The 20,125-nt window shown below is 54.3% G+C and carries 19 protein-coding genes; 7 read left to right on the top strand and 12 right to left on the bottom strand.

The genetic code is table 11. The annotated features are described in order from the left end of the window. The first annotated feature begins 88 nt into the window (after positions 1 to 88). The 4 genes from treB to nrdG all read left to right on the top strand — a co-directional run bounded on the left by treB (position 89) and on the right by nrdG (position 6,344). The gene (treB, locus tag I6L53_RS02735) at positions 89 to 1,507 is read left to right on the top strand and encodes a PTS trehalose transporter subunit IIBC (protein ID WP_042321667.1); all 1,419 of its coding nucleotides are present in this window, start codon (positions 89 to 91) and stop codon (positions 1,505 to 1,507) included. 47 nt (positions 1,508 to 1,554) lie between these two features. Beyond that, positions 1,555 to 3,210, top strand: coding sequence for an alpha,alpha-phosphotrehalase (treC, locus tag I6L53_RS02730; RefSeq protein ID WP_042321665.1), 1,656 nt, complete (start codon positions 1,555 to 1,557; stop codon positions 3,208 to 3,210). A gap of 409 nt (positions 3,211 to 3,619) precedes the next feature. Next, complete coding sequence (gene nrdD, locus I6L53_RS02725) at positions 3,620 to 5,758, top strand: anaerobic ribonucleoside-triphosphate reductase (protein WP_042321659.1); 2,139 nt, start codon at positions 3,620 to 3,622, stop codon at positions 5,756 to 5,758. A 121-nt stretch (positions 5,759 to 5,879) separates the two neighbouring features. Then, positions 5,880 to 6,344 carry an anaerobic ribonucleoside-triphosphate reductase-activating protein gene (gene nrdG, locus I6L53_RS02720; RefSeq protein WP_042321651.1) on the top strand — a complete coding sequence of 155 codons (465 nt, stop codon included), beginning with the start codon at positions 5,880 to 5,882 and terminating at the stop codon, positions 6,342 to 6,344. Between the two features lie 48 nt (positions 6,345 to 6,392). Here the strand turns inward: nrdG and I6L53_RS02715 are convergent, their stop codons facing one another. The 9 genes from I6L53_RS02715 to I6L53_RS02675 are packed head-to-tail and all read right to left on the bottom strand — an operon-like array spanning position 6,393 to position 13,809. Beyond that, positions 6,393 to 8,303 carry a BglG family transcription antiterminator gene (locus I6L53_RS02715; protein WP_042321648.1) on the bottom strand — a complete coding sequence of 637 codons (1,911 nt, stop codon included), beginning with the start codon at positions 8,301 to 8,303 and terminating at the stop codon, positions 6,393 to 6,395. A gap of 18 nt (positions 8,304 to 8,321) precedes the next feature. Then, positions 8,322 to 9,062 carry a 2-dehydro-3-deoxy-phosphogluconate aldolase gene (gene dagF / locus I6L53_RS02710; RefSeq protein WP_042321646.1) on the bottom strand — a complete coding sequence of 247 codons (741 nt, stop codon included), beginning with the start codon at positions 9,060 to 9,062 and terminating at the stop codon, positions 8,322 to 8,324. Then, positions 9,059 to 10,177: a DgaE family pyridoxal phosphate-dependent ammonia lyase gene (locus I6L53_RS02705; RefSeq protein WP_042321645.1), complete on the bottom strand. Its 1,119-nt coding sequence runs from the start codon at positions 10,175 to 10,177 to the stop codon at positions 9,059 to 9,061. The genes dagF and I6L53_RS02705 overlap by 4 nt, the downstream gene beginning before the upstream one ends. Beyond that, positions 10,161 to 11,294, bottom strand: coding sequence for an amidohydrolase/deacetylase family metallohydrolase (locus I6L53_RS02700; RefSeq protein WP_042321642.1), 1,134 nt, complete (start codon positions 11,292 to 11,294; stop codon positions 10,161 to 10,163). The genes I6L53_RS02705 and I6L53_RS02700 overlap by 17 nt, the downstream gene beginning before the upstream one ends. A gap of 45 nt (positions 11,295 to 11,339) precedes the next feature. Next, positions 11,340 to 11,984: a DUF4310 family protein gene (locus I6L53_RS02695; protein WP_042321639.1), complete on the bottom strand. Its 645-nt coding sequence runs from the start codon at positions 11,982 to 11,984 to the stop codon at positions 11,340 to 11,342. 11 nt (positions 11,985 to 11,995) lie between these two features. Beyond that, positions 11,996 to 12,772 (bottom strand): DUF4311 domain-containing protein, encoded by a 777-nt coding sequence (locus tag I6L53_RS02690; protein WP_042321636.1) that lies wholly within the window; start codon positions 12,770 to 12,772, stop codon positions 11,996 to 11,998. Between the two features lie 22 nt (positions 12,773 to 12,794). Then, the gene (locus I6L53_RS02685; protein ID WP_042321633.1) at positions 12,795 to 13,094 is read right to left on the bottom strand and encodes a DUF4312 family protein; all 300 of its coding nucleotides are present in this window, start codon (positions 13,092 to 13,094) and stop codon (positions 12,795 to 12,797) included. A 2-nt stretch (positions 13,095 to 13,096) separates the two neighbouring features. Next, positions 13,097 to 13,459 (bottom strand): SFCGS family glycine-rich protein, encoded by a 363-nt coding sequence (locus I6L53_RS02680; RefSeq protein WP_012134368.1) that lies wholly within the window; start codon positions 13,457 to 13,459, stop codon positions 13,097 to 13,099. Between the two features lie 11 nt (positions 13,460 to 13,470). Next, positions 13,471 to 13,809, bottom strand: coding sequence for a glycine dehydrogenase (locus I6L53_RS02675; protein ID WP_061075410.1), 339 nt, complete (start codon positions 13,807 to 13,809; stop codon positions 13,471 to 13,473). Between the two features lie 372 nt (positions 13,810 to 14,181). Between I6L53_RS02675 and I6L53_RS02670 the strand changes: the two genes are divergently transcribed. Next, positions 14,182 to 14,700: a ClbS/DfsB family four-helix bundle protein gene (locus I6L53_RS02670; protein ID WP_042321626.1), complete on the top strand. Its 519-nt coding sequence runs from the start codon at positions 14,182 to 14,184 to the stop codon at positions 14,698 to 14,700. Positions 14,701 to 14,856: 156 nt separating this feature from the next. Here the strand turns inward: I6L53_RS02670 and I6L53_RS02665 are convergent, their stop codons facing one another. Then, a complete protein-coding gene (locus I6L53_RS02665; protein ID WP_042321623.1) occupies positions 14,857 to 15,774 on the bottom strand; it encodes a LysR family transcriptional regulator in 918 nt (305 codons plus the stop codon). 209 nt (positions 15,775 to 15,983) lie between these two features. Here I6L53_RS02665 and I6L53_RS02660 point away from each other — a divergent pair, with 209 nt between their 5' ends. Beyond that, on the top strand, positions 15,984 to 17,177 hold the full coding sequence (locus I6L53_RS02660) for an MFS transporter (protein ID WP_042321621.1): 1,194 nt from the start codon (positions 15,984 to 15,986) through the stop codon (positions 17,175 to 17,177). Between the two features lie 12 nt (positions 17,178 to 17,189). Continuing rightward, positions 17,190 to 18,218 carry an alpha/beta hydrolase gene (locus I6L53_RS02655; protein WP_042321618.1) on the top strand — a complete coding sequence of 343 codons (1,029 nt, stop codon included), beginning with the start codon at positions 17,190 to 17,192 and terminating at the stop codon, positions 18,216 to 18,218. A 108-nt stretch (positions 18,219 to 18,326) separates the two neighbouring features. On the opposite strand, the gene cybC is transcribed toward I6L53_RS02655, so the two are convergent. Beyond that, positions 18,327 to 18,716, bottom strand: a complete 390-nt coding sequence (cybC, locus tag I6L53_RS02650; protein ID WP_042321616.1) for a cytochrome b562 — start codon at positions 18,714 to 18,716, stop codon at positions 18,327 to 18,329. 53 nt (positions 18,717 to 18,769) lie between these two features. After that, on the bottom strand, positions 18,770 to 20,122 hold the full coding sequence (gene pmbA, locus I6L53_RS02645; RefSeq protein WP_042321614.1) for a metalloprotease PmbA: 1,353 nt from the start codon (positions 20,120 to 20,122) through the stop codon (positions 18,770 to 18,772). Positions 20,123 to 20,125 lie beyond the last annotated feature (3 nt).

The raw sequence follows: 20,125 nt of genomic DNA, 5'->3' as shown, positions 1-20,125 counted from the left end.
TTCCCATTTTTAATTTATTATCCCGGATATACTCTGTGCCCATCGCAAAACAACCCCTTTTTCACAGTCATCGCCATGAGGCTTCATGATGAGCAAAGTTAAACAAGCGGATATTGATCGGCTGATAGAGTTGGTAGGCGGGCGAGAGAATATTGCCACAGTGAGTCACTGTATTACGCGCCTGCGCTTTGTACTGAATCAGCCAGCCAACGCCAGACCGAAAGAAATCGAAGAATTACCGATGGTCAAAGGCTGTTTTACCAACGCCGGTCAGTTCCAGGTGGTGATTGGCACCGACGTTGGCGACTATTACAAGGCGCTGCTGGCGACAACCGGACAGGCGCATGCCGATAAAGAGCAGGCGAAAAAAGCGGCTCGCCAGAACATGAAATGGCATGAGCAACTGATCTCCCACTTCGCGGAAATCTTCTTCCCGCTGCTGCCGGCGCTGATTAGCGGGGGCCTGATTTTAGGTTTTCGTAACGTCATTGGCGACCTGCCGATGAGCAACGGGCAGACGCTGGCGCAGATGTATCCGGCGCTGAAAACGATTTATGACTTCCTGTGGTTGATTGGCGAAGCCATCTTCTTCTACCTGCCAGTGGGTATCTGCTGGTCGGCGGTGAAAAAAATGGGCGGCACGCCGATCCTCGGCATCGTGCTTGGCGTCACGCTGGTATCGCCACAGTTAATGAACGCTTATCTGCTGGGGCAACAGGTACCGGACGTGTGGAACTTTGGCCTGTTCACCATCGCGAAAGTGGGTTATCAGGCACAGGTCATTCCGGCACTGCTGGCCGGTCTGGCGCTGGGGGTGATTGAAACGCGCCTGAAGCGCATCGTGCCGGATTATCTGTACCTCGTGGTGGTGCCAGTGTGTTCGCTGATCCTCGCCGTATTCCTCGCCCATGCGCTGATCGGTCCGTTTGGCCGCATGATTGGCGACGGCGTGGCGTTTGCGGTTCGCCATCTGATGACCGGCAGTTTCGCCCCGATTGGCGCTGCGCTATTCGGCTTCCTGTATGCCCCGCTGGTGATTACCGGTGTGCATCAGACCACGCTCGCCATCGATATGCAGATGATCCAGAGCATGGGGGGAACCCCGGTATGGCCGCTGATTGCCCTTTCCAACATCGCACAGGCGTCCGCTGTGGTGGGCATTATTATCGCCAGCCGTAAACAGAACGAACGCGAGATTTCCGTTCCTGCCGCAATCTCCGCCTATCTGGGGGTCACTGAGCCGGCAATGTACGGTATCAACCTGAAATACCGCTTCCCGATGCTCTGCGCGATGGTTGGTTCCGGCCTTGCCGGGCTGCTCTGCGGCCTGTACGGGGTGATGGCGAACGGCATCGGTGTCGGCGGCTTGCCGGGTATTCTCTCCATCCAACCGACTTACTGGCAGGTGTATGCCGTCGCGATGGCGATCGCCATTGTCATCCCGATCGTGCTGACCTCCGTGGTCTACCAGCGTAAATACCGCCAGGGCACGTTGCAGATTGTTTGATTTTATTCGGGGCGCCATTGCGCCCCTCGCATAACCAGGAATTGACTATGAATACCCTTCCCCACTGGTGGCAAAACGGCGTTATCTACCAGATTTATCCCAGGAGCTTTCAGGATACGACCGGCAGCGGCACCGGTGATTTACGCGGCGTGACTCAACGCCTCGACTATCTGCATAAACTGGGCGTGGATGCCATCTGGCTGACACCGTTCTATATCTCGCCGCAGGTGGATAATGGTTACGATGTTGCCAACTACACGGCAATCGATCCCGCCTACGGTACGCTGGATGACTTCGACGAACTGGTCGCCCAGGCAAAAGCTCGCGGTATCCGCATTATTCTCGATATGGTGTTTAATCACACCTCCACGCAGCACGCCTGGTTTCGTGAAGCGCTCGATAAAGACAGCCCGTATCGCGAATTTTACATCTGGCGCGACGGCGCGCCCGATACGCTGCCCAACAACTGGCGTTCCAAATTTGGCGGCAACGCCTGGCAATGGCATGCACAGAGCGAACAGTATTATCTGCATCTGTTCGCCCCGGAACAGGCGGACCTGAACTGGGAAAACCCCGCCGTTCGCGCCGAGCTGAAAAAAGTCTGCGAATTCTGGGCCGATCGCGGCGTGGATGGCCTGCGCCTGGACGTCGTCAATCTGATCTCCAAAGATCAGCGCTTCCCCAATGACCTTGACGGCGACGGTCGCCGTTTTTATACCGATGGGCCACGGGCGCATGAATTTCTGCACGAGATGAACCGTGACGTCTTTACGCCGCGCAAGCTAATGACGGTCGGTGAGATGTCCTCCACCACGCTGGAACACTGCCAGCGCTACGCCGCGCTGGACGGCAGCGAACTGTCGATGACCTTCAATTTTCATCACCTGAAGGTCGATTATCCTGACGGAGAGAAATGGACGCTGGCAAAGCCCGATTTTGTCGCGCTGAAAACCCTGTTCCGCCACTGGCAGCAAGGGATGCACAACGTTGCGTGGAATGCGCTGTTCTGGTGTAACCACGATCAGCCGCGTATCGTGTCGCGCTTTGGCGATGAAGGTGAATATCGGGTGCCGGCAGCGAAAATGCTGGCGATGGTGCTGCACGGCATGCAGGGGACGCCGTACATCTACCAGGGTGAAGAGATCGGCATGACCAACCCGCACTTCACCCGGATCACCGACTACCGTGATGTGGAAAGCCATAACATGTTCGCTGAGCTACGGGCTGAGGGGCGCGATGCCAGTGAACTGCTGGCAATCCTGGCCAGTAAATCCCGCGACAACAGTCGTACGCCGATGCAATGGGATAACCGCAAGAACGCAGGTTTCAGCCAGGGCGAACCGTGGATCCCCCTGTGTGATAACTACACGGACATCAACGTGGAGAACGCGCTCGGTGACAACGCATCGGTGTTTTACACCTATCAGCGGCTGATCGCGCTACGCAAATCAGAACCGGTACTCACCTGGGGCGACTATCAGGATCTGTTGCCAGACAGCCCGAATCTCTGGTGCTATCGCCGCGAATGGCAGGGGCAAACGCTGCTGGTCATTGCCAACCTGAGCGGCGAATGTCAGGCCTGGCTGCCGGAATCGTGCCGTGGTAACTGGCAGGTACTGATGCACAACTATGATGAAGTTTCTCCGCGACCAACAGCAATGACGCTGCGGCCTTTCGAAGCCATCTGGTGGCTACAAAAGTAATCGGTAGACCCCCTCTTACCCGGAGAAGGATGACTTCCCGGGTAGAATCCCTCTCCCTGGCTTAGCTCACTGTTTTTGCTGAATAAATAATCAGATTTTTCTCTATCACAATTTACAATCGCTATAACGCCCGCCAACTGTACGCTCTGCTTTTTACCTTGCGCTATATCAAAAAAATCGCAAACACTTTTGATGCAAATCACTATATATAGAACTTAAAATGCAATCCGCCCCAACATGTTGTATTAATCAACTACATTTACAACAACGATGATGTCCACAGTCAGGGTGACGTTGTGGATAACATGGGACTGGATTGCGGGAAGTGATTGGATAGAGAGATGAATAACCATATCAATGCTTCCCCAGCCTCTGTGGATAACCTGTTCTTACAAATTATGGAGTGATCATGACACCGCATGTGATGAAGCGAGATGGCTGTAAAGTGCCGTTTAAATCAGAGCGCATCAAAGAAGCCATTCTGCGTGCAGCTAAAGCAGCGGGAGTCGATGACGCAGATTACTGCGCCACCGTCGCAGAAGTCGTAAGCAGCCAGATGGACGCGCGTAGCCAGGTCGATATTAATGAGATCCAGACTGCGGTTGAGAACCAACTGATGTCGGGTCCTTACAAGCAACTGGCGCGCGCCTACATTGAATATCGTCATGACCGCGATATTCAGCGTGAGAAACGCGGTCGCCTGAACCAGGAAATTCGCGGCCTGGTGGAGCAGACCAACTCGGCGTTGCTCAATGAAAACGCCAACAAAGACAGTAAAGTCATCCCGACCCAGCGCGACCTGCTGGCCGGTATCGTGGCCAAACACTATGCGCGTCAGCATCTGCTGCCCCGTGATGTCGTACAGGCGCATGAGCGCGGTGATATTCACTATCACGATCTCGACTATTCCCCGTTCTTCCCGATGTTCAACTGCATGCTGATCGATCTGAAAGGGATGCTGACACAGGGCTTCAAGATGGGTAACGCGGAGATCGAGCCGCCAAAATCGATCTCCACCGCCACCGCTGTGACCGCGCAAATCATCGCCCAGGTCGCCAGCCATATTTACGGCGGCACCACCATTAACCGTATTGATGAAGTACTGGCGCCGTTCGTGACCGCCAGTTTCAAAAAGCACCGCAAAACGGCGGAGGAGTGGCAAATTCCGGACGCCGACGGCTATGCGCATTCCCGTACCGAGAAAGAGTGCTACGACGCATTCCAGTCTCTGGAGTATGAGGTCAATACGCTGCATACCGCCAACGGCCAGACGCCGTTCGTCACCTTTGGTTTCGGCCTGGGCACCAGTTGGGAATCGCGCCTGATTCAGCAGTCCATCCTGCGTAACCGTATCGCTGGGCTGGGCAAAAATCGCAAAACCGCCGTGTTCCCGAAACTGGTGTTTGCGATCCGCGACGGCCTGAACCACAAATTTGGCGATCCGAACTACGACATCAAACAGCTGGCGCTGGAATGTGCCAGCAAGCGCATGTATCCGGACATCCTGAACTACGATCAGGTCGTGAAAGTCACCGGTTCGTTCAAAACCCCGATGGGCTGCCGCAGCTTCCTCGGCGTGTGGGAAAACGAAAAGGGCGAACAGGTTCACGATGGGCGTAATAACCTCGGTGTGATCAGTCTTAACCTGCCGCGTATCGCACTGGAAGCGGGCGGTGATGAGCCAACGTTCTGGAAGTTGCTGGACGATCGTCTGATACTGGCGCGTAAAGCGCTGATGACCCGAATTGCCCGTCTGGAAGGCGTTAAAGCGCGCGTCGCACCGATCCTGTATATGGAAGGGGCCTGCGGCGTACGTCTGAAAGCCGATGATGACATTGCGGAAATTTTCAAAAACGGTCGCGCGTCAATTTCGCTAGGCTACATCGGTATCCACGAAACCATCAACGCCCTGTTTGGTGATACGCATCTGTATGACAGTGAAGTACTGCGCGCGAAAGCTGTCGCCATTGTTGAGCATCTGCGTAAGGCCGTCGATAAGTGGAAAGAAGAGACCGGTTACGGCTTCAGCCTGTACAGCACGCCGAGTGAAAACCTGTGTGACCGTTTCTGCCGTCTGGATACCGCCGAGTTTGGCGTTGTGCCGGGCGTCACCGATAAAGGCTACTACACCAACAGTTTCCACCTCGACGTAGAGAAGAAGGTAAACCCGTACGACAAAATCGATTTCGAAGCGCCTTACCCGCCGCTGGCGAGCGGTGGCTTCATTTGCTACGGCGAGTACCCGAACATCCAGCACAACCTGAAAGCGCTGGAAGACGTCTGGGACTACAGCTATCAGCATGTGCCGTATTACGGCACCAATACGCCAATTGATGAGTGCTACGAGTGTGGCTTTACCGGTGAGTTCGAATGCACCAGCAAAGGCTTCACCTGTCCGAAGTGCGGTAACCACGATGCGGCACGCGTGTCGGTGACCCGCCGCGTATGTGGTTATTTAGGCAGCCCGGACGCGCGTCCGTTTAACGCTGGTAAACAGGAAGAAGTGAAGCGTCGCGTTAAGCATTTAGGGAATGGGCAGATCGGGTAATTTCCGTTTGCAAAGGCCGTAGGCCTGATAAGACGCAATCGCGTCGCCATCAGGCATCACAATGTTGCCGGATGACGGTGCAAGCACCTTATCCGGCCTACATTCTTTCTGGACATCCTCTATGAATTATCATCAGTATTATCCTGTCGACATCGTCAACGGCCCCGGTACTCGCTGCACCCTGTTTGTTTCAGGGTGCGTGCACGAATGCCCTGGCTGCTACAACAAAAGCACCTGGCGACTGAACTCGGGCCAGCCGTTCACAAAAGCGATGGAAGACCAGATCATTAACGATCTGAACGATACGCGGATCCATCGTCAGGGGATCTCCCTCTCCGGCGGCGATCCGCTCCATCCGCAGAACGTACCGGACATTCTGAAACTGGTGCAACGCATTCGCGCTGAATGCGCGGGCAAAGATATCTGGGTGTGGACCGGCTATAAGCTGGATGAACTCAATGCCGCACAAATGCAGGTTGTGGATCTCATCAATGTGCTTGTCGACGGTAAGTATGTGCAGGACCTGAAAGACCCGGCGCTGATCTGGCGCGGCAGCAGCAACCAGGTTGTGCACCATTTGCGGTAACCAATATGGCGGGCAGCATCTGCTTTCCGCCTTTCCTGTACCCTTCTCTCAAAAACGGCTCACACACTCCATCGCTACCGCTTTAAACTCAGCGAAGTTCTGGCTGCCGCACAGTCGCGTCATGGCACGTTCGCGCAGGAACGTGACGAAGATATCGTAGATGGCCATGGCCTCTTCGTACTCGCTTTTACTGATGGCGAGTAAAAAAATCACGTGCGCGGTTTCATCCCCCCAGGCAATGCCCTGCGGGGCGAGCACCGTATAGACCACCGTTTTTTTCGCCAGCAGTCCGAGGGCGTGTGGTAGCGCAATACTGTCTCCGAGCATTGTGCTGACGATCGCCTCACGCTCAACGACCGAGTCGAGGAATTCCGCATCGACAAACCCTTCACGCTGCAACTGATCGCACAAGGTTTTAAACAGCGTCTGCTGGTCCATCTCACCGTCGATAATACGAAAATGCGCGGCATCGAAATATTTGTTCAGCATCCACGGACGGGTTCTGTCCACCAGCACCAGCTTACCGATCTGTTCCAGTTGATAGTCCGTAGGGAACGGGGCGATCTGCACGACCGGCTTGTCCTTCTCACCGATCCGCGCAGTGGCGATCACAAAGTCTTCCGCGATGCTCTCGCGCTGTTCGTAATCGCGCAGCGTCAGCGTATGCACAATTTCAATCTGCGGATATTTGCGCGCCAGTACCGCTTCAATCATCCGTACCATCGCATTTCCCGCGTCGCAGACCAGCAGGACTTTTGGCTGCCGTTGGTAACCGATGTTGTAACTACGCTCAAGCCCAACGCCAATGTGCAATACCAGAAAGCCGATCTCGTTTTCGCTGATGGCGTAAGGGGTGTATTTACCCCAACTGGAAACCGCCGCCAGGGTCATATCCCATGCCATTGGATAGTGCTGCTTAATGTTCTCCAGCAGCGGGTTCGGGATCATGATCTGATAGCGCACCCTGGTGATCATCGTTTTGATGTGAGTGAGCAGATCCGCGTGAAGCTGCTTATCATTCAATAGGTTATAGTTGTACTGGCTATTGATAAACCGCAGGATGTAATTGACCAGCGCTTCCTCGTCATCGGCATTGATTGCGCTGGGAGCAATCTCCTGCACCTGTCGCGCCGCGATATGCACTTTCAGCCAGTTCTCTTCTGACACCGAGAGCGGATGATTTGCCAGATGCTGCACCACAGCGGCAATCTCACGCGCCGCCAGGCACACGTTCTCTTCCACCTCTTCGGTAGTGAACTCCGACAGCGGATACCCTTCGCTGATGCGGCGTACCGCGACCGCGCAGTACAGGCGCAAAAACAGCTCGCCTTCGTCGGTAAGGCGAATATGGAAGCGGTTGAAGATCTCCTCAAGGAGAGGCTGAAGCTGTGACGGCACGCCGGCATACAGCGCCTCTTCGGTCACCAGCGGATTAGCAGGATCCTGCTGCGCCAGCGTCCAGAGAAGATCGGTCAGGCAGGCGCGGATCGCCATCTCGCTGCCGAACAGTTTCATGCCGTGTCGCGGGCGCGTTTCCAGCGTCAGATGATAGCGTTGCAGCCATTCACGCACTTCCGCCATGTCGTTTTGTAACGTCGCCCGACTAACAAACCATTCATCAGCTAAATCTTCGAGTTTGAGAGAAAAAGCGGATGTCAGAAAGCGCACCATCAGATAGTGCACGCGTTCCTGACTGGTTCGCGGGATTCGCAGCGCGCTGGGCTGCTGCGATTGCAGGGACTGATAGCTTGCCGGGTCATCGATCCTGAGCTGATAACCGTTGCCCCGGCTGAGGATAAACTGCGCGCCGTGCTGAGTCAGCAGGGCGTTGAGCGCAGTAATATCGGCACGAACAGTACGTGTGGAAACCGACAACCGCTGCGCCAGCTCATCCTGTGGCAGCGTCTCGTTTTGCAACATAGTAAACAGTTGCGCCAAACGTTGGTTGGGGAATCGCACATCACTCTCCTCGTTTTTTTAACCTACACACGTCCGGGTCAGCGCGAGCAGCTGGCGCACATCCTCCGGACGGGTGTTCCCACTTACCTTATCAATAATAGAACTATAAATGTGAGGAATGATTTTGCTTACACCAGCGTCGAGGGCGATTTGTAAAATCTCAGCGTAGTTTTCCAGATCGATCCCGCCGGTCGGTTCCAGCCAGAAGTCATGACGCGCGCAGGCCTCTGCCACCGCTTTATATTCGTCACGACATTTCAGACCGCCCATCGGGAAGTATTTGATCGAGCTACCGCCCATATCTTTCAGTAGCGCGATGGCCGTTTCAACCGGGACAATGCCGTCCGCCGCTTTGCTGCTCAGCGGTCCGGTGGAGATTTTCACCAGACCCGGCGTACCGGTTGGCGAGACCAGACCGTTAACCACGGTCTCACTCTGCCCGAGCAGGGCGCGACTGGTTGCCACGCCAGTAAACACCTGGTTGACGTGCTGCGGCTGAACCTGGCGGGAGATTTCACTCACCATCGCCGACTGGTTCGGATCGCCCGCCCCCAGCCCTACAGAGAGCGCGTTGTTGATAAGCTTCGCGTAGTCGCGCATATCCGCCACCGCGCTTTCGACATCCGGGTAATTTTTGGAGAGCACGCCGACCAGTACATGACCTTCCGCCGCGTCGTAAATGTCACGAGCGTTCTCTTTCGAGCCAGCCAGTACATTCAGGCAGACGCGATCGCGGTAAAAGTTCGGGGTCAATTTCATGCTTGTTTCTCCTGATTAATCACGTCGCCAATACGGCGCGCTACAATGTCCAGTTGTGCGCGATCGACGCTGCGCACATCCGCTTCAATAATCCCTTCGTTGGCTTTGTAGCCACGGAAGTAAATCGCGTATTCGCCCTGCTTGAGCGCTTCCACCAGTTCACCCGTCGCGATGCCGGTAACCGCTTCATCGAACTTAATTTCTGCACGGGCGATATCCCGCCCTGCGCTATCCCACACTACCCGAGCGGTCACCCCGTTGAGGGCATTCAGTGCGTCAATAAACGGCGTCATTTTTTCAACCATCTCCGCGCCGCTCTCTTTCTGTGCATGCAGATAGCATTCAATGGCACAGGTCAGGCCGAGAATGCCCTCTTTGCCAACCTTCATCGCCCGACCAATGCCCGCTGTCTGACGTTTCACCCACTCGACATACTGAGTTTTACCGATGACCAGTCCACTGGTTGGCCCTTCAATGGCCTTCGCACCGCTGTAGATCACCAGATCCGCACCGGAGCGGTAGTAGCACTGTAGATCCTCTTCCGCCGCCGCATCGACAATCAGCGGCAGATTATGTTTACGCGCCACCACAACGGCCTGCTCAACGCTGAGCATACTTTTCTGCACGCAGTGGTGGGATTTGATGTAAAGGATCGCCGCCGTACGCGGGGTGATCGCGGCGGCCAGCTGTGCGGCAGAACATTCATTGGCATAACCCGCTTCCACCAGCTTGCCGCCGCCCAGCGCCACCATCGTGCCGACCGGCGCGCCAAAGTTGACGTTATGGCCCCTCGGCAGCACGATTTCGTTATTTTCAATCGGCGTGACGTGCAGGTTTTCCAGCAGCCAGTCGCTGTCCTGAACCAGAACGGCAGCTACCGACTGGGCAATGCCCGCAGACGCGCAGGAAACCACCGTCGCCGCTTCCACATCCAGCAGCTTCGCGATGTATTCCCCGGTTTTATTCACCAGATCTTTCATTTCAAAGTACTGGTTCATACCGGCCATCGCCGCTTCCACCACTTCCGGGCGCGGCGTGGAAACCCCTAACGCCGTCATGCGTCCGGACGTATTAATGACCTGCTTTAAATGGTATTTCTCAAAAATCGAAGGCATGTTCCGCGCTCCCTTGTTCGGTCATATAGCCCTTGCCCGCACGAATTGCGGCAAGCGGCACCAGCAGTTTTTCAGCCTGTAAGCTGTCATTTTCGGCATCCATCAGCACGGTTGGCTGACGCTGCAGCGTAAAGAGGGTTAAGTCGGCGTCCAGGCCTGGCTGGAGGCGACCTTTAGATTTCAGGCGCAAGCCGTCGGCGGCATTGGCCGTCACGCAGTCGATGACCTGCGGCAGCGACATCCCGATAGCGAGGAATTTCGACATTACATTCGCCAGTGAATGCACCGGACCGTTGATACGGTTGCGGCAATAGATATCAGAGCTGATGGTCTGCGGCAGAATGCCTAAGCTGATAGCGCGTTTCGCCACCGCAAAACTCAGGCTGGCCGTGCCGTGTCCAACATCCAGACGCACGCCGCGCTGAATCGCCCGGGTTACCGAGGCGCGCAGTTCGCCTTCCGGCGTCAGGATACGATTGGGTTTTCCGTTGTAGCAGTGGGTGATGATATCGCCCGCTGTCAGGCGCTCCGCGATCTCATCCAAATCCGGCGGGTTATTGCCGATGTGGACCATCAGAGGCAAATCACCATTCTCTTGCTGCATCGCTTTGGCGCGATCCAGTGGTGTAATGCCATTTTCACCCACCACGCTGCTGCTCATTCTCGCCTTCAGGCCGACGATAAAATCCGGGTAACGTTTTACCGCCTGCTTCACCGCGTCGGCGTCGATGTTGACCATATTCGCCAGCTCGTTTTGAGCAATCAGTCCGACACGGGAGATGTTCAGTAGCGCATAGACTTCCGTCGCGGCTTCGCGCGTAAGGGTATAGAAATCATCAATGTCGTCAGCGCCGGTGCTGCCCGCATCCACAACGGTTGTCACGCCGGTGGCAATGCCTACGCTGTCCGGTTCGTCGTGATAAATCGGGGAGTTGGGATAGCAGTGGACATGGGAATCAATCCATCCGGCGCTGACGTAACACTCGCCGTTGAGCTCAACGGTTTTCATCGCCGGGTCATTTATCTCACCTAACGCGGCGATTTTGCCGTCCTTCAGGGCGATGTCACAGACCGTATCGTCAACCAGACGCGCACGGCGCAGGAGTAAATCAAACATATCTCTCTCCTGTAAGTGCGGGCGTTTTCACGCCCGCCGATGGGTTTAGCTAATCGCAATCGGGAAGATTGAACCTAAAATCATTGCGCCAAGGATCGCGCCGCCGGTGATCGGTTTCTGCCAGATGTAAAACAGCAGTGCGCCGACCAAAGAACCCACGCCGATTGGGATCGACGCCGTCATCGCGCTGAGGATGATCAATGGGCCAAGGAAACGCCCCGAGGCGTTACCGGCTCCCATCATCACGTCCGCCCCGTAGGTCGAATCACTCTGATTGATGGTAAACTTACGCGCCAGAATGATGACGTAACCAATCGCCAGACCAATCGCCAGCCCCGTTGCCAGAGACGCGATAAAGTTCTCAACCGGGAACATAATGCCCGCGCCCAGCAGCAGCGCCGGAACCCCCAGACCCACACCGGTCTGAATCGCGCCGCCGATATCCAGAATCCCTACCAGAGAGCCTTCGATAATGCGGGCGAACAGGAAGCTGGCACCAAACGCCGCCACTGCGCCGTACGATCCGGTATCAATTCCCGCTTTCAGCATGGCCACGAAAGCCACTTCGTTGAACGCGCCAATCCCGTACAGGTAGTACATGTGCGTCCCGGCAAATACACCGGAGGAGAGCAGGCCAACGAAGATCGGGAACGACCAGTCGGCAAACCAAAAACCTTTATTCTGTTCCATTGTGGCCTCCGTTATTTGCCGCTAAGCGAGTTGTGGATCAGTTCGAGCCAGTTCGGCACGGTCATGTGGAAGGATTCGATCATCTTCATGTCGAAACCACGGAAGAAGCCGCTCAGGACAAACAGCAGAACAATCGCCGCCATCATCACTTTGGTCACATGGTTCCAGCCGCTCTCTTCAACGCCTTTACCGATCAGGATGCCCAGCACCAGGCCCGGAACGGCGTTACCCATGATCAACTGCGCTGCGCCGCCGAAAACGGTTGCCCAGAAGCCTGATTTCTTACCGGCATCAATTGCCGCCAGCCAGAAGATCACGGGCATCACGGTGTTAACCAGCAGGTTTGCCGCAGGAACCAGCACCTTAACGGCGGTCACCTGCAACGCTTCCGGTACGGAAGAGGCCGTGAGGTTCAGGAAGGTCACGACGATCATGCCGATGATGCCGCAGGCAATGGCCATCTTTTTCGGGTCATGCAGCGTTTCACCGACATTGCGGTTTTTGATCATCAGCGCTGCCGCGCCCCAGTTAGGAATAATGCGGTGATCCACGTCCTGTGTGAACGAACCCGCCGCAACGGATGAGGCCCAGGCGTTGAAGAAAAAGCCCAGACCAAACGAGAAGTGAGAAGCCGGATCCCCTTCACAGGAGTTCAGTTCCCCCAGAGTTCGAAACGCCCCCATTCCCTGTGTGGTAGGCGCATGAAACATGCGTGCAGCCCCGGCCCCCACACCCACGCCGACGAGGGCACCGATGATGAGCGATTTTATTAAAATTATCAGGAACATAATTATGCCTTCTTAATAAGAATCAGCGTTGCGAGACAAAATCCACCTTGTCCAGATTGATGGCTGTCACGTTGACGGTCACATCCAGCTCCACGCTGTAAGTGCGTCGTTCCCGGCGCAGAAAGAAGAACAAAAACGCTTCTTTGCGCACCGCTTCACGCGCTTGAACAACCTGCACATCCTGTGGCTCAATACGCAGTAAAATATGCGGCGATGCCTTCATGACCGCGGCCTGAACGTGGTTCAGGGCATCGGCAAAGGCGCGCGCTTTGGCTTCGCCTTTACCGGTGACTCTCACCGTTGTGGTGAATTGTTCTTTCATACTCAGGCGCCGTATTTTTTCTGCCACGCCTGAACCAGACGCTCGCCAAGCTCTTCTTTATCCATAAAGCCGAATCCCAGCACGTTGCAGCCTTCGTTAATCGCCGTTACGCCTTCATCCACAGAGCGCATCCCGTATTTGGCTTTGTAGCCGTATTTGTTCTGTGCGGTGATAGCGCCCGCGCCACCGCTACCGCAAAAGGAGATGCCGAACGTGGCGTTTTCCGCTTTCATCACGTCTCCCAGTTTCATATCCGCAGCGACGCCCGGTACCACTACCGCACGCCCACCGGCTTTCTCGACGCCTGCCGCCACTTTCTGGCCTTTACCCAGACGATCGCCAATCACGACTGTAATCTGTTCCATGTTGTTGCTCCTTAAAGGTTGTCTTTCGCGACTTCAAAGTGGACGGACAGCAGCCAGGCCTCTTCCTCGGGAAGGTTGCCAAACGCTGCGACCACGTCGCGGGCAAGCGCCATTGAATCGGCTGAAATTTCATCAAACAAACTGGCTTCCACTTCCGGCAAAGGCTCTCCGGTCACCGACCGGTGCGCCATGGCGCGAACGTGAGACGTCAGCATTTGTTCCTGTACGGCGTTGGGAATGATGTGATGTTCACGCAGCAAGGCATACACTTGCGCCAGCATGCGATCGGCCAGTTCACCAATCTGCGCCACCTGTTCCCCCATGTCGTTCATGACTGCTCCGTTATTCACTCGTCTTACCCCGTTAATGGTTCTGAGTTAAAACTAGCGGTGGGGGTAAAAAGTTTGTAGCGAGTTGTTTTCCACTTCGAAGTGGAAAGGCGAGTGGCAATAGTGATCTGTTCCACAGAAAAGGCGGTTTTGATGATTAATCTCTGGGAAAATGTGATTTTATTCACAGATATTGAGGGTGTTTCGTGGCGACGCCAGCAGAGAAGAAAGTCTGAAACTGTGAGCAGAACGCGCTTTTGCGCTGTATTATCGAAAAGAGTTATGACGAATCCTTGCGAACATGGCGCAAGGGGAGAGTAAATACGCTGACCGATGTTAAAACCCCACACCGTTCCATTAGGGTGTTATTTTTTAAATGAGAGGGAATTCCTTATGAGTGTGCCTCAAACAAAAGCCGAATTACTTTTAGCTATTGATAAAAATTTCAGTAAATTAATTCATTACCTTAATTCGATCCCGTGCGAAATGACTTCCGATGACTCAATGGAAGGTCACGCCAAAGGAACGGAGATGAGTGTTCGTGATCTTGTTTCGTATCTACTTGGCTGGAATTCTCTGGTTGTAAAGTGGATCACTTTTGATGCGAAAGGCCAGTCGGTCGATTTTCCGGAAACAGGCTATAAATGGAACCAGCTTGGCCTCCTGGCTCAAAAATTTTACCAGGATTACAGCGCGTTAAGCTATGACTCGCTAATCGCTGAATTGCAGACTGTAAAAAATGAAATTGTGCAGCTTATCAATGAACGTACTGATGATGTTTTATATGGAAAACCGTGGTACACAAAATGGACGATGGGACGAATGATCTCATTTAACACCTCTTCGCCTTACGCCAATGCGAATGGAAGATTAAGAAAGTGGGCGAAAAATAAAAATATCAGCTTAAAGTAATCATCAAAGCGAAATTACATACCCGCCCTTTTCTTATCCGACGCTGCCAGATCTACATGTCGCAGACAGCGTCGAACGACCAGCGGAAAGATAAAGGCATAAAAATATATTACGGCCATCCGGATTATATCAATGCGACAGGCAGGTTTTGCTGAATCACTTTTTCTTCTCTACGGATGGACGCTTACGATTAACGCGTAGAGCATCTATTACCAGTGAAAACGCGGGAGAGACTTGTTTGCGGCTGGGATAATACAAATAATATCCAGGAAAAGGCTTACACCAGGGTTCAAGCACACGAATTAATCGACCTTTCTCAATATGCTCACCGAACTCTTCCTCCGGTAAAAACGCAATACCCATCCCCTCCAGCGCAGCATAGACAATGTGTTCTGAAGTGTTGAACGTCACTTGCCCGTTCACCCGCACATTCAAGTCGCCGCCGTCCTGATCAAAATCCCAGACATACAGCCCTCCCGATCTCACCATTCTCTGATTTATACAGCAGTGTTGCGTCAGTTCATGGGGGGTTTGTGGAATGGGATAACGTGAAAAATAATCTGGTGAGGCTGCGGCCGCCATACGGAGTTCTGGTCCAATCGGTATGGCTATCATGTCTTTATCAATCGTGTCGCCCAGCCGCACTCCGGCGTCGAAACGGTCGGCGACAATATCGCGGAAACCGTGGTTGGCGTCGAACTCGATGTGAATATCAGGATATTCACGCAACAGTGGCGTCAGCTTAGGTAACAGCGTGGTGCGCAAAACGTTCGGCCCGCAGGTGATGCGTACCGTACCGGCGGGTTTGTCTCGCAGCTCAGTGAGCATATCCAGTTCGGCTTCAATCTCATCAATGCGGTTGCCGATGGAGTGCAACAACCGCTCTCCAGCAGCGGTGGGTGACACGCTGCGGGTGGTGCGGGTGAGGAGTCGAATTTTCAGGCGATTCTCAAGAGCGGAAATCGCCTGGCTAAGAGCCGGCTGTGTGACACCAAGATGTGCCGCCGCGCGGGTAAAACTCCCTTCGCGGGCAACGGTGACGAAATAGAGCAGGTCATTGAGATTGCGTTTCATCTGCCAGGCTTTCCCGATTAATAAGCTAATCTTATAAGCCTATTAAGTATTCATTAGCTAGTCAACTTACCCCTGTCGTGTAAAACTTTCCGCAAGAGATCATCGTGAACTGCATGTTTTTTTATGCACTTTTGTCGTTATTCCCGTGAATAGCGTCCGGCCCCGGCTTGCCTGAATTTCGGAGGGGCAATATTCAGAGGTTGCCATTAATGCCCACACTCACCCGCGAAACAACACCTTTTAAAGAACACACCTACTGGAGCGGTGTATTTGCGATGACGTTGTGCGTCTTTGTCCTTATCGCATCGGAGTTTATGCCAGTCAGCCTGCTGACTCCCATCGCTACTGATTTAGGGGTGAGTGAAGGATTGGCCGGACAGGGTGTTGCCATTTCCGGCGCGCTGGCAGTGTTGACCAGCTTGTCGCTTTCCACACTGGCCGGGGATCTGAATCGAAAATATCTGCTGCTGGGCATGACGGCGCTAATGGCGTTATCGGCAACGATTGTCGCGCTGGCCTCCAGCTACCTGATTTATATGGCGGGTCGCGCCTTGATTGGTATTGCGATTGGCGGGTTCTGGTCGATGTCTGCGGCCACAGCGCTTCGCCTGGTGCCACAACACATGGTTTCTCGCGCATTAGCTATTTTCAACGGCGGAAACGCCCTGGCAACCGTCGTCGCGGCGCCACTCGGTAGTTATCTTGGCGCCGTGATTGGCTGGCGTGGCGCTTTCTTCTGCCTTGTTCCGGTCGCTATCGTGGCCTTCATCTGGCAGTGCTTTAGCTTGCCCACGATGACGGCCGACAAAAACACAGGCGCTGGCGGTTCTGTTATTCGTCTGATCTCACGTCCCGCTGTTGCGGTTGGCCTCTTTGCCTGTGGGCTGTTCTTCATGGGGCAGTTCTCGCTATTCACCTACGTTCGCCCGTTTCTTGAAACCGTCACCCAGGTGGATATTCGCGCCTTGTCCCTGATTTTACTGACTATTGGCGTAGCGGGCTTTATTGGCACGTTGATAATTAGCACCTTTTTGAGAGCGAGCCTGTACTCGACGCTTGCCGCCATCCCTTTACTGATGGCGGCTATCACCGCAGTGCTGATACTGACGGGCCACAACGTGTGGATGGTTGCGCCACTACTGGGGTTATGGGGGCTGATGGCAACTGCAGCGCCAACAGGATGGTGGACCTGGATAGCACACACGTTGCCGGATGATGCCGAGACAGGCGGCGGACTGATGGTCGCGGTGATCCAGCTTTCTATCGCCCTGGGTTCAACGCTTGGCGGCCTGGCATTTGACTACACCGGCTGGCAGAGCACTTTTGCTCTGAGCGGTGGGCTGCTCCTCGCCGCAACAGGAATGACCATTCTGACATCACGTAAAACACACCACGCACACTAGAGGATGAAACTCATGAAAAATATGACCCTGGCGCTGGGGCTGTTAATCAGCTCATTCGCCGCCACCGCGGCAGATATGTCAAAAGGCGCGGACAACTTCTATAAAAGCGATAACGTTACCCAGCAAAAGGTCACGTTTAAGAATCAGTACCAGATGAACGTCGTGGGAAATTTGTTTATTCCAAAGACGCTGAATCAGAATGCGAAAAACCCGGCAATTGTCGTCGGACATCCGATGGGCGCGGTCAAAGAGCAGAGCTCGAATCTGTATGCGCAAAAACTGGCTGAGCAGGGTTTTGTGACGCTGGCGATTGACCTCTCCTTTTGGGGGGAAAGTGAAGGCAAGCCGGGACATCTGGTTTCACCGGAAATTTATGCAGATGACTTCAGCGCGGCGGTCGATTACCTCAGTACGCAGCCGTATGTTGACCCCGAGAAAATCGGCGTACTGGGTATCTGCGGCAGCGGGAGCTTTGCAATCAGTGCAGCCAAAATTGATCCGCGTATGAAGGCGATTGCTACTGTCAGCATGTATGACATGGGCTCGGCGTTCCGTAATGGCCTGAACCATTCCCAGACGCCAGAACAGCGTCTGGCCTTTATTAAATCGGCTATTGAGCAGCGATTTGCAGAATTTAAAGGCGCAGAGAAGGCGTATATCCCAGGGACCGTTAACAAGCTGGATGACTCAACGCCGGCCATTCAGCGTGAGTTCTTTGATTTCTACCGTACTGAGCGAGGCGGCTATACCCCGCAGGGTGAGAAAGAAGATCTGACCACCAAACCGCTGTTAAGCAGCATTGGTAAGTTTATGAATTTCTATCCCTTTAACGATATAGAAACGATTTCACCGCGCCCGATGCTGTTTATTACCGGGGATCAGGCACACTCGAAAGAATTTAGCGAAGATGCCTGGAAACGTGCGGCTCAACCGAAGGAGTTGTATGTCGTTCCCGGGGCGGGTCATGTCGATTTGTATGACCGTACCGATCTGATTCCGTTCGGGAAGCTGACCTCGTTCTTCAAAGCGAATCTGAAATAATGAATAAGGCCGCCCTTGTAAAGAGGGTGGCCTGTTTCGGGAGAGTCAGGTTGAAAAGATGGTTATTTCCCCTGAAGCCCGGCTTAAGGCGTCAGGGGAGAAACGCCATTAACGATACTTCTTGTGGTACGCGTTGCGGGTGGTTTTGAACTCTTCCGCTGCGGCCTGCGCTTCTTTGACCTTCCCTTCATTTGCCAGCTTCAACGCACCGTCGATCTGACCGACCAGGACGTCAAAACCATGACGAAAATCTTTCATTTCCGGGCTGTCGGACGCTTTGCTTTCCAACTTCGGCGGCGTCGCTTTCTGGGCATCCAGCGCGGCAGCGCGCATTTTGGTTAACGCCTCTGTCACCTGCGATGCGTTATCCGCTTTTTCAATCACCTTCAGGTTATCGTTCAGCGTTTCCATATTGTCTTCGAGTTCGGCGGCGAACGCCGTTGCCGAACTCAATACCAGAGTGGAGACCGCCAGCATCGCCAGTAGTTTTTTACGCATTGCTCACTTCCTCTTTTTTATTGTTTTGGCGCGGCAGGTCGCGCCATCCGGGATTATTGTCCGGCGATTTTCATCTCCGGCAACAGAACTGAACCACACTGTATATTGCTACGTGTTTCAATATCGTTACCGATGGTAACAATATTGCGCCACATCTCTTTTAAGTTTCCGGCGATGGTGATTTCGCTTACAGGGTATTGAATTTCCCCGTTTTCAACCCAGAAACCGGCTGCACCACGGGAGTAATCCCCAGTGATGCCGCTCACGCCCTGACCCATCAGCTCGGTGACCACCAGCCCGGTGCCCATCTCCTTGAGCATCTGCTCAAAGCTCAGCCCCTGCCCGGCAATACGCCAGTTATGAATGCCGCCTGCATGACCGGTACTTTTTAGCCCCAGCTTACGGGCAGAGTAGTTGGTTAGCAGCCACTGGGTCAGCACACCGTCTTTCACAATGTCACGACGTTGCGTACGTACACCTTCACTGTCGAACGGTGAAGAGGCCAGTCCTTTTAGCAGGTGCGGATGCTCCTCAATGGTCAGCCATTCAGGCAGAATTTGTTTGCCCAACGAATCCAGCAGGAAAGTGGATTTGCGATACACTGAGCCCCCTGCAATCGCACCAACCAGGTGACCAAACAGCCCGGTCGCCACTTCGTTGGCAAAAATTACCGGTGCTTTCATCGTCGAGAGTTTACGCGGCGACAGGCGGGATAACGTGCGGCGAGCGCAGTCTGCGCCAACCCATTCCGGCGTTTGCAGATCGCCCATCGCACGACCAATCGTATAGGCGTAATCGCGCTCCATATCGCCGTTTTCTTCGGCAATCACGCAGCTGGAAAGCGAATGGCGGGTGGAGCAATAGCCCTGCAACATGCCGTGGCTGTTGCCAAACACTTTAATGCCATAGTGGCTGTTAAAGCTGCCGCCTTCCGTATTGGTGATACGTTTATCGGCCTGCAAAGAAGCCTGTTCGGCACGCGCCGCCAGTTCGATGGCTTCATCCGGAGAAACGTCAGCCGGGTGGAACAGGTCCAGATCCGGCGCGTCAAAGGCCAGCAATTCTTTATCGGCCACGCCAGCACACGGGTCCGGCGAAGTGTAGCGCGCAATATCCAGCGCCGCCTGGACGGTACGGGCAATCGCCTGAGGGCTTAAATCAGTCGACGAGGCGCTGCCTTTGCGGTTCTGATGGTAGACGGTAATCCCCAACGCACCATCGCTATTGAATTCGACATTCTCCACTTCACCATAACGGGTGCTGACACTGATGCCGGTCGTTTTGCTTACGGCGACTTCCGCCCCGTCCGATTTGCCTGAGGCTAACTCCAGCGCTGTCGAGACCGCTTCTTGCAGAATCTTACGCTGCGCTTCAACTTGTGAGATTACTTTCATCGCAAATGCCATAAT

Source organism: Citrobacter farmeri (assembly GCF_019048065.1).
Taxonomy (GTDB): Bacteria; Pseudomonadota; Gammaproteobacteria; order Enterobacterales; family Enterobacteriaceae; genus Citrobacter_A; species Citrobacter_A farmeri.
The sequence above is the reverse complement of the archived record's forward strand: the minus strand, read 5'-3'. Positions and strand labels throughout refer to the sequence as shown.

What these genes read in the sequence shown, in the direction of transcription:
- treB (WP_042321667.1), top strand. Translation starts at nt 89, where the DNA reads ATGAGCAAAGTTAAACAAGCGGATATTGATCGGCTGATAGAGTTGGTA.
- treC (WP_042321665.1), top strand. Translation starts at nt 1,555, where the DNA reads ATGAATACCCTTCCCCACTGGTGGCAAAACGGCGTTATCTACCAGATT.
- nrdD (WP_042321659.1), top strand. Translation starts at nt 3,620, where the DNA reads ATGACACCGCATGTGATGAAGCGAGATGGCTGTAAAGTGCCGTTTAAA.
- nrdG (WP_042321651.1), top strand. Translation starts at nt 5,880, where the DNA reads ATGAATTATCATCAGTATTATCCTGTCGACATCGTCAACGGCCCCGGT.
- dagF (WP_042321646.1), bottom strand. Translation starts at nt 9,062, where the DNA reads ATGAAATTGACCCCGAACTTTTACCGCGATCGCGTCTGCCTGAATGTA.
- I6L53_RS02705 (WP_042321645.1), bottom strand. Translation starts at nt 10,177, where the DNA reads ATGCCTTCGATTTTTGAGAAATACCATTTAAAGCAGGTCATTAATACG.
- I6L53_RS02700 (WP_042321642.1), bottom strand. Translation starts at nt 11,294, where the DNA reads ATGTTTGATTTACTCCTGCGCCGTGCGCGTCTGGTTGACGATACGGTC.
- I6L53_RS02695 (WP_042321639.1), bottom strand. Translation starts at nt 11,984, where the DNA reads ATGGAACAGAATAAAGGTTTTTGGTTTGCCGACTGGTCGTTCCCGATC.
- I6L53_RS02690 (WP_042321636.1), bottom strand. Translation starts at nt 12,772, where the DNA reads ATGTTCCTGATAATTTTAATAAAATCGCTCATCATCGGTGCCCTCGTC.
- I6L53_RS02685 (WP_042321633.1), bottom strand. Translation starts at nt 13,094, where the DNA reads ATGAAAGAACAATTCACCACAACGGTGAGAGTCACCGGTAAAGGCGAA.
- I6L53_RS02680 (WP_012134368.1), bottom strand. Translation starts at nt 13,459, where the DNA reads ATGGAACAGATTACAGTCGTGATTGGCGATCGTCTGGGTAAAGGCCAG.
- I6L53_RS02670 (WP_042321626.1), top strand. Translation starts at nt 14,182, where the DNA reads ATGAGTGTGCCTCAAACAAAAGCCGAATTACTTTTAGCTATTGATAAA.
- I6L53_RS02665 (WP_042321623.1), bottom strand. Translation starts at nt 15,774, where the DNA reads ATGAAACGCAATCTCAATGACCTGCTCTATTTCGTCACCGTTGCCCGC.
- I6L53_RS02660 (WP_042321621.1), top strand. Translation starts at nt 15,984, where the DNA reads ATGCCCACACTCACCCGCGAAACAACACCTTTTAAAGAACACACCTAC.
- I6L53_RS02655 (WP_042321618.1), top strand. Translation starts at nt 17,190, where the DNA reads ATGAAAAATATGACCCTGGCGCTGGGGCTGTTAATCAGCTCATTCGCC.
- cybC (WP_042321616.1), bottom strand. Translation starts at nt 18,716, where the DNA reads ATGCGTAAAAAACTACTGGCGATGCTGGCGGTCTCCACTCTGGTATTG.
- pmbA (WP_042321614.1), bottom strand. Translation starts at nt 20,122, where the DNA reads ATGGCATTTGCGATGAAAGTAATCTCACAAGTTGAAGCGCAGCGTAAG.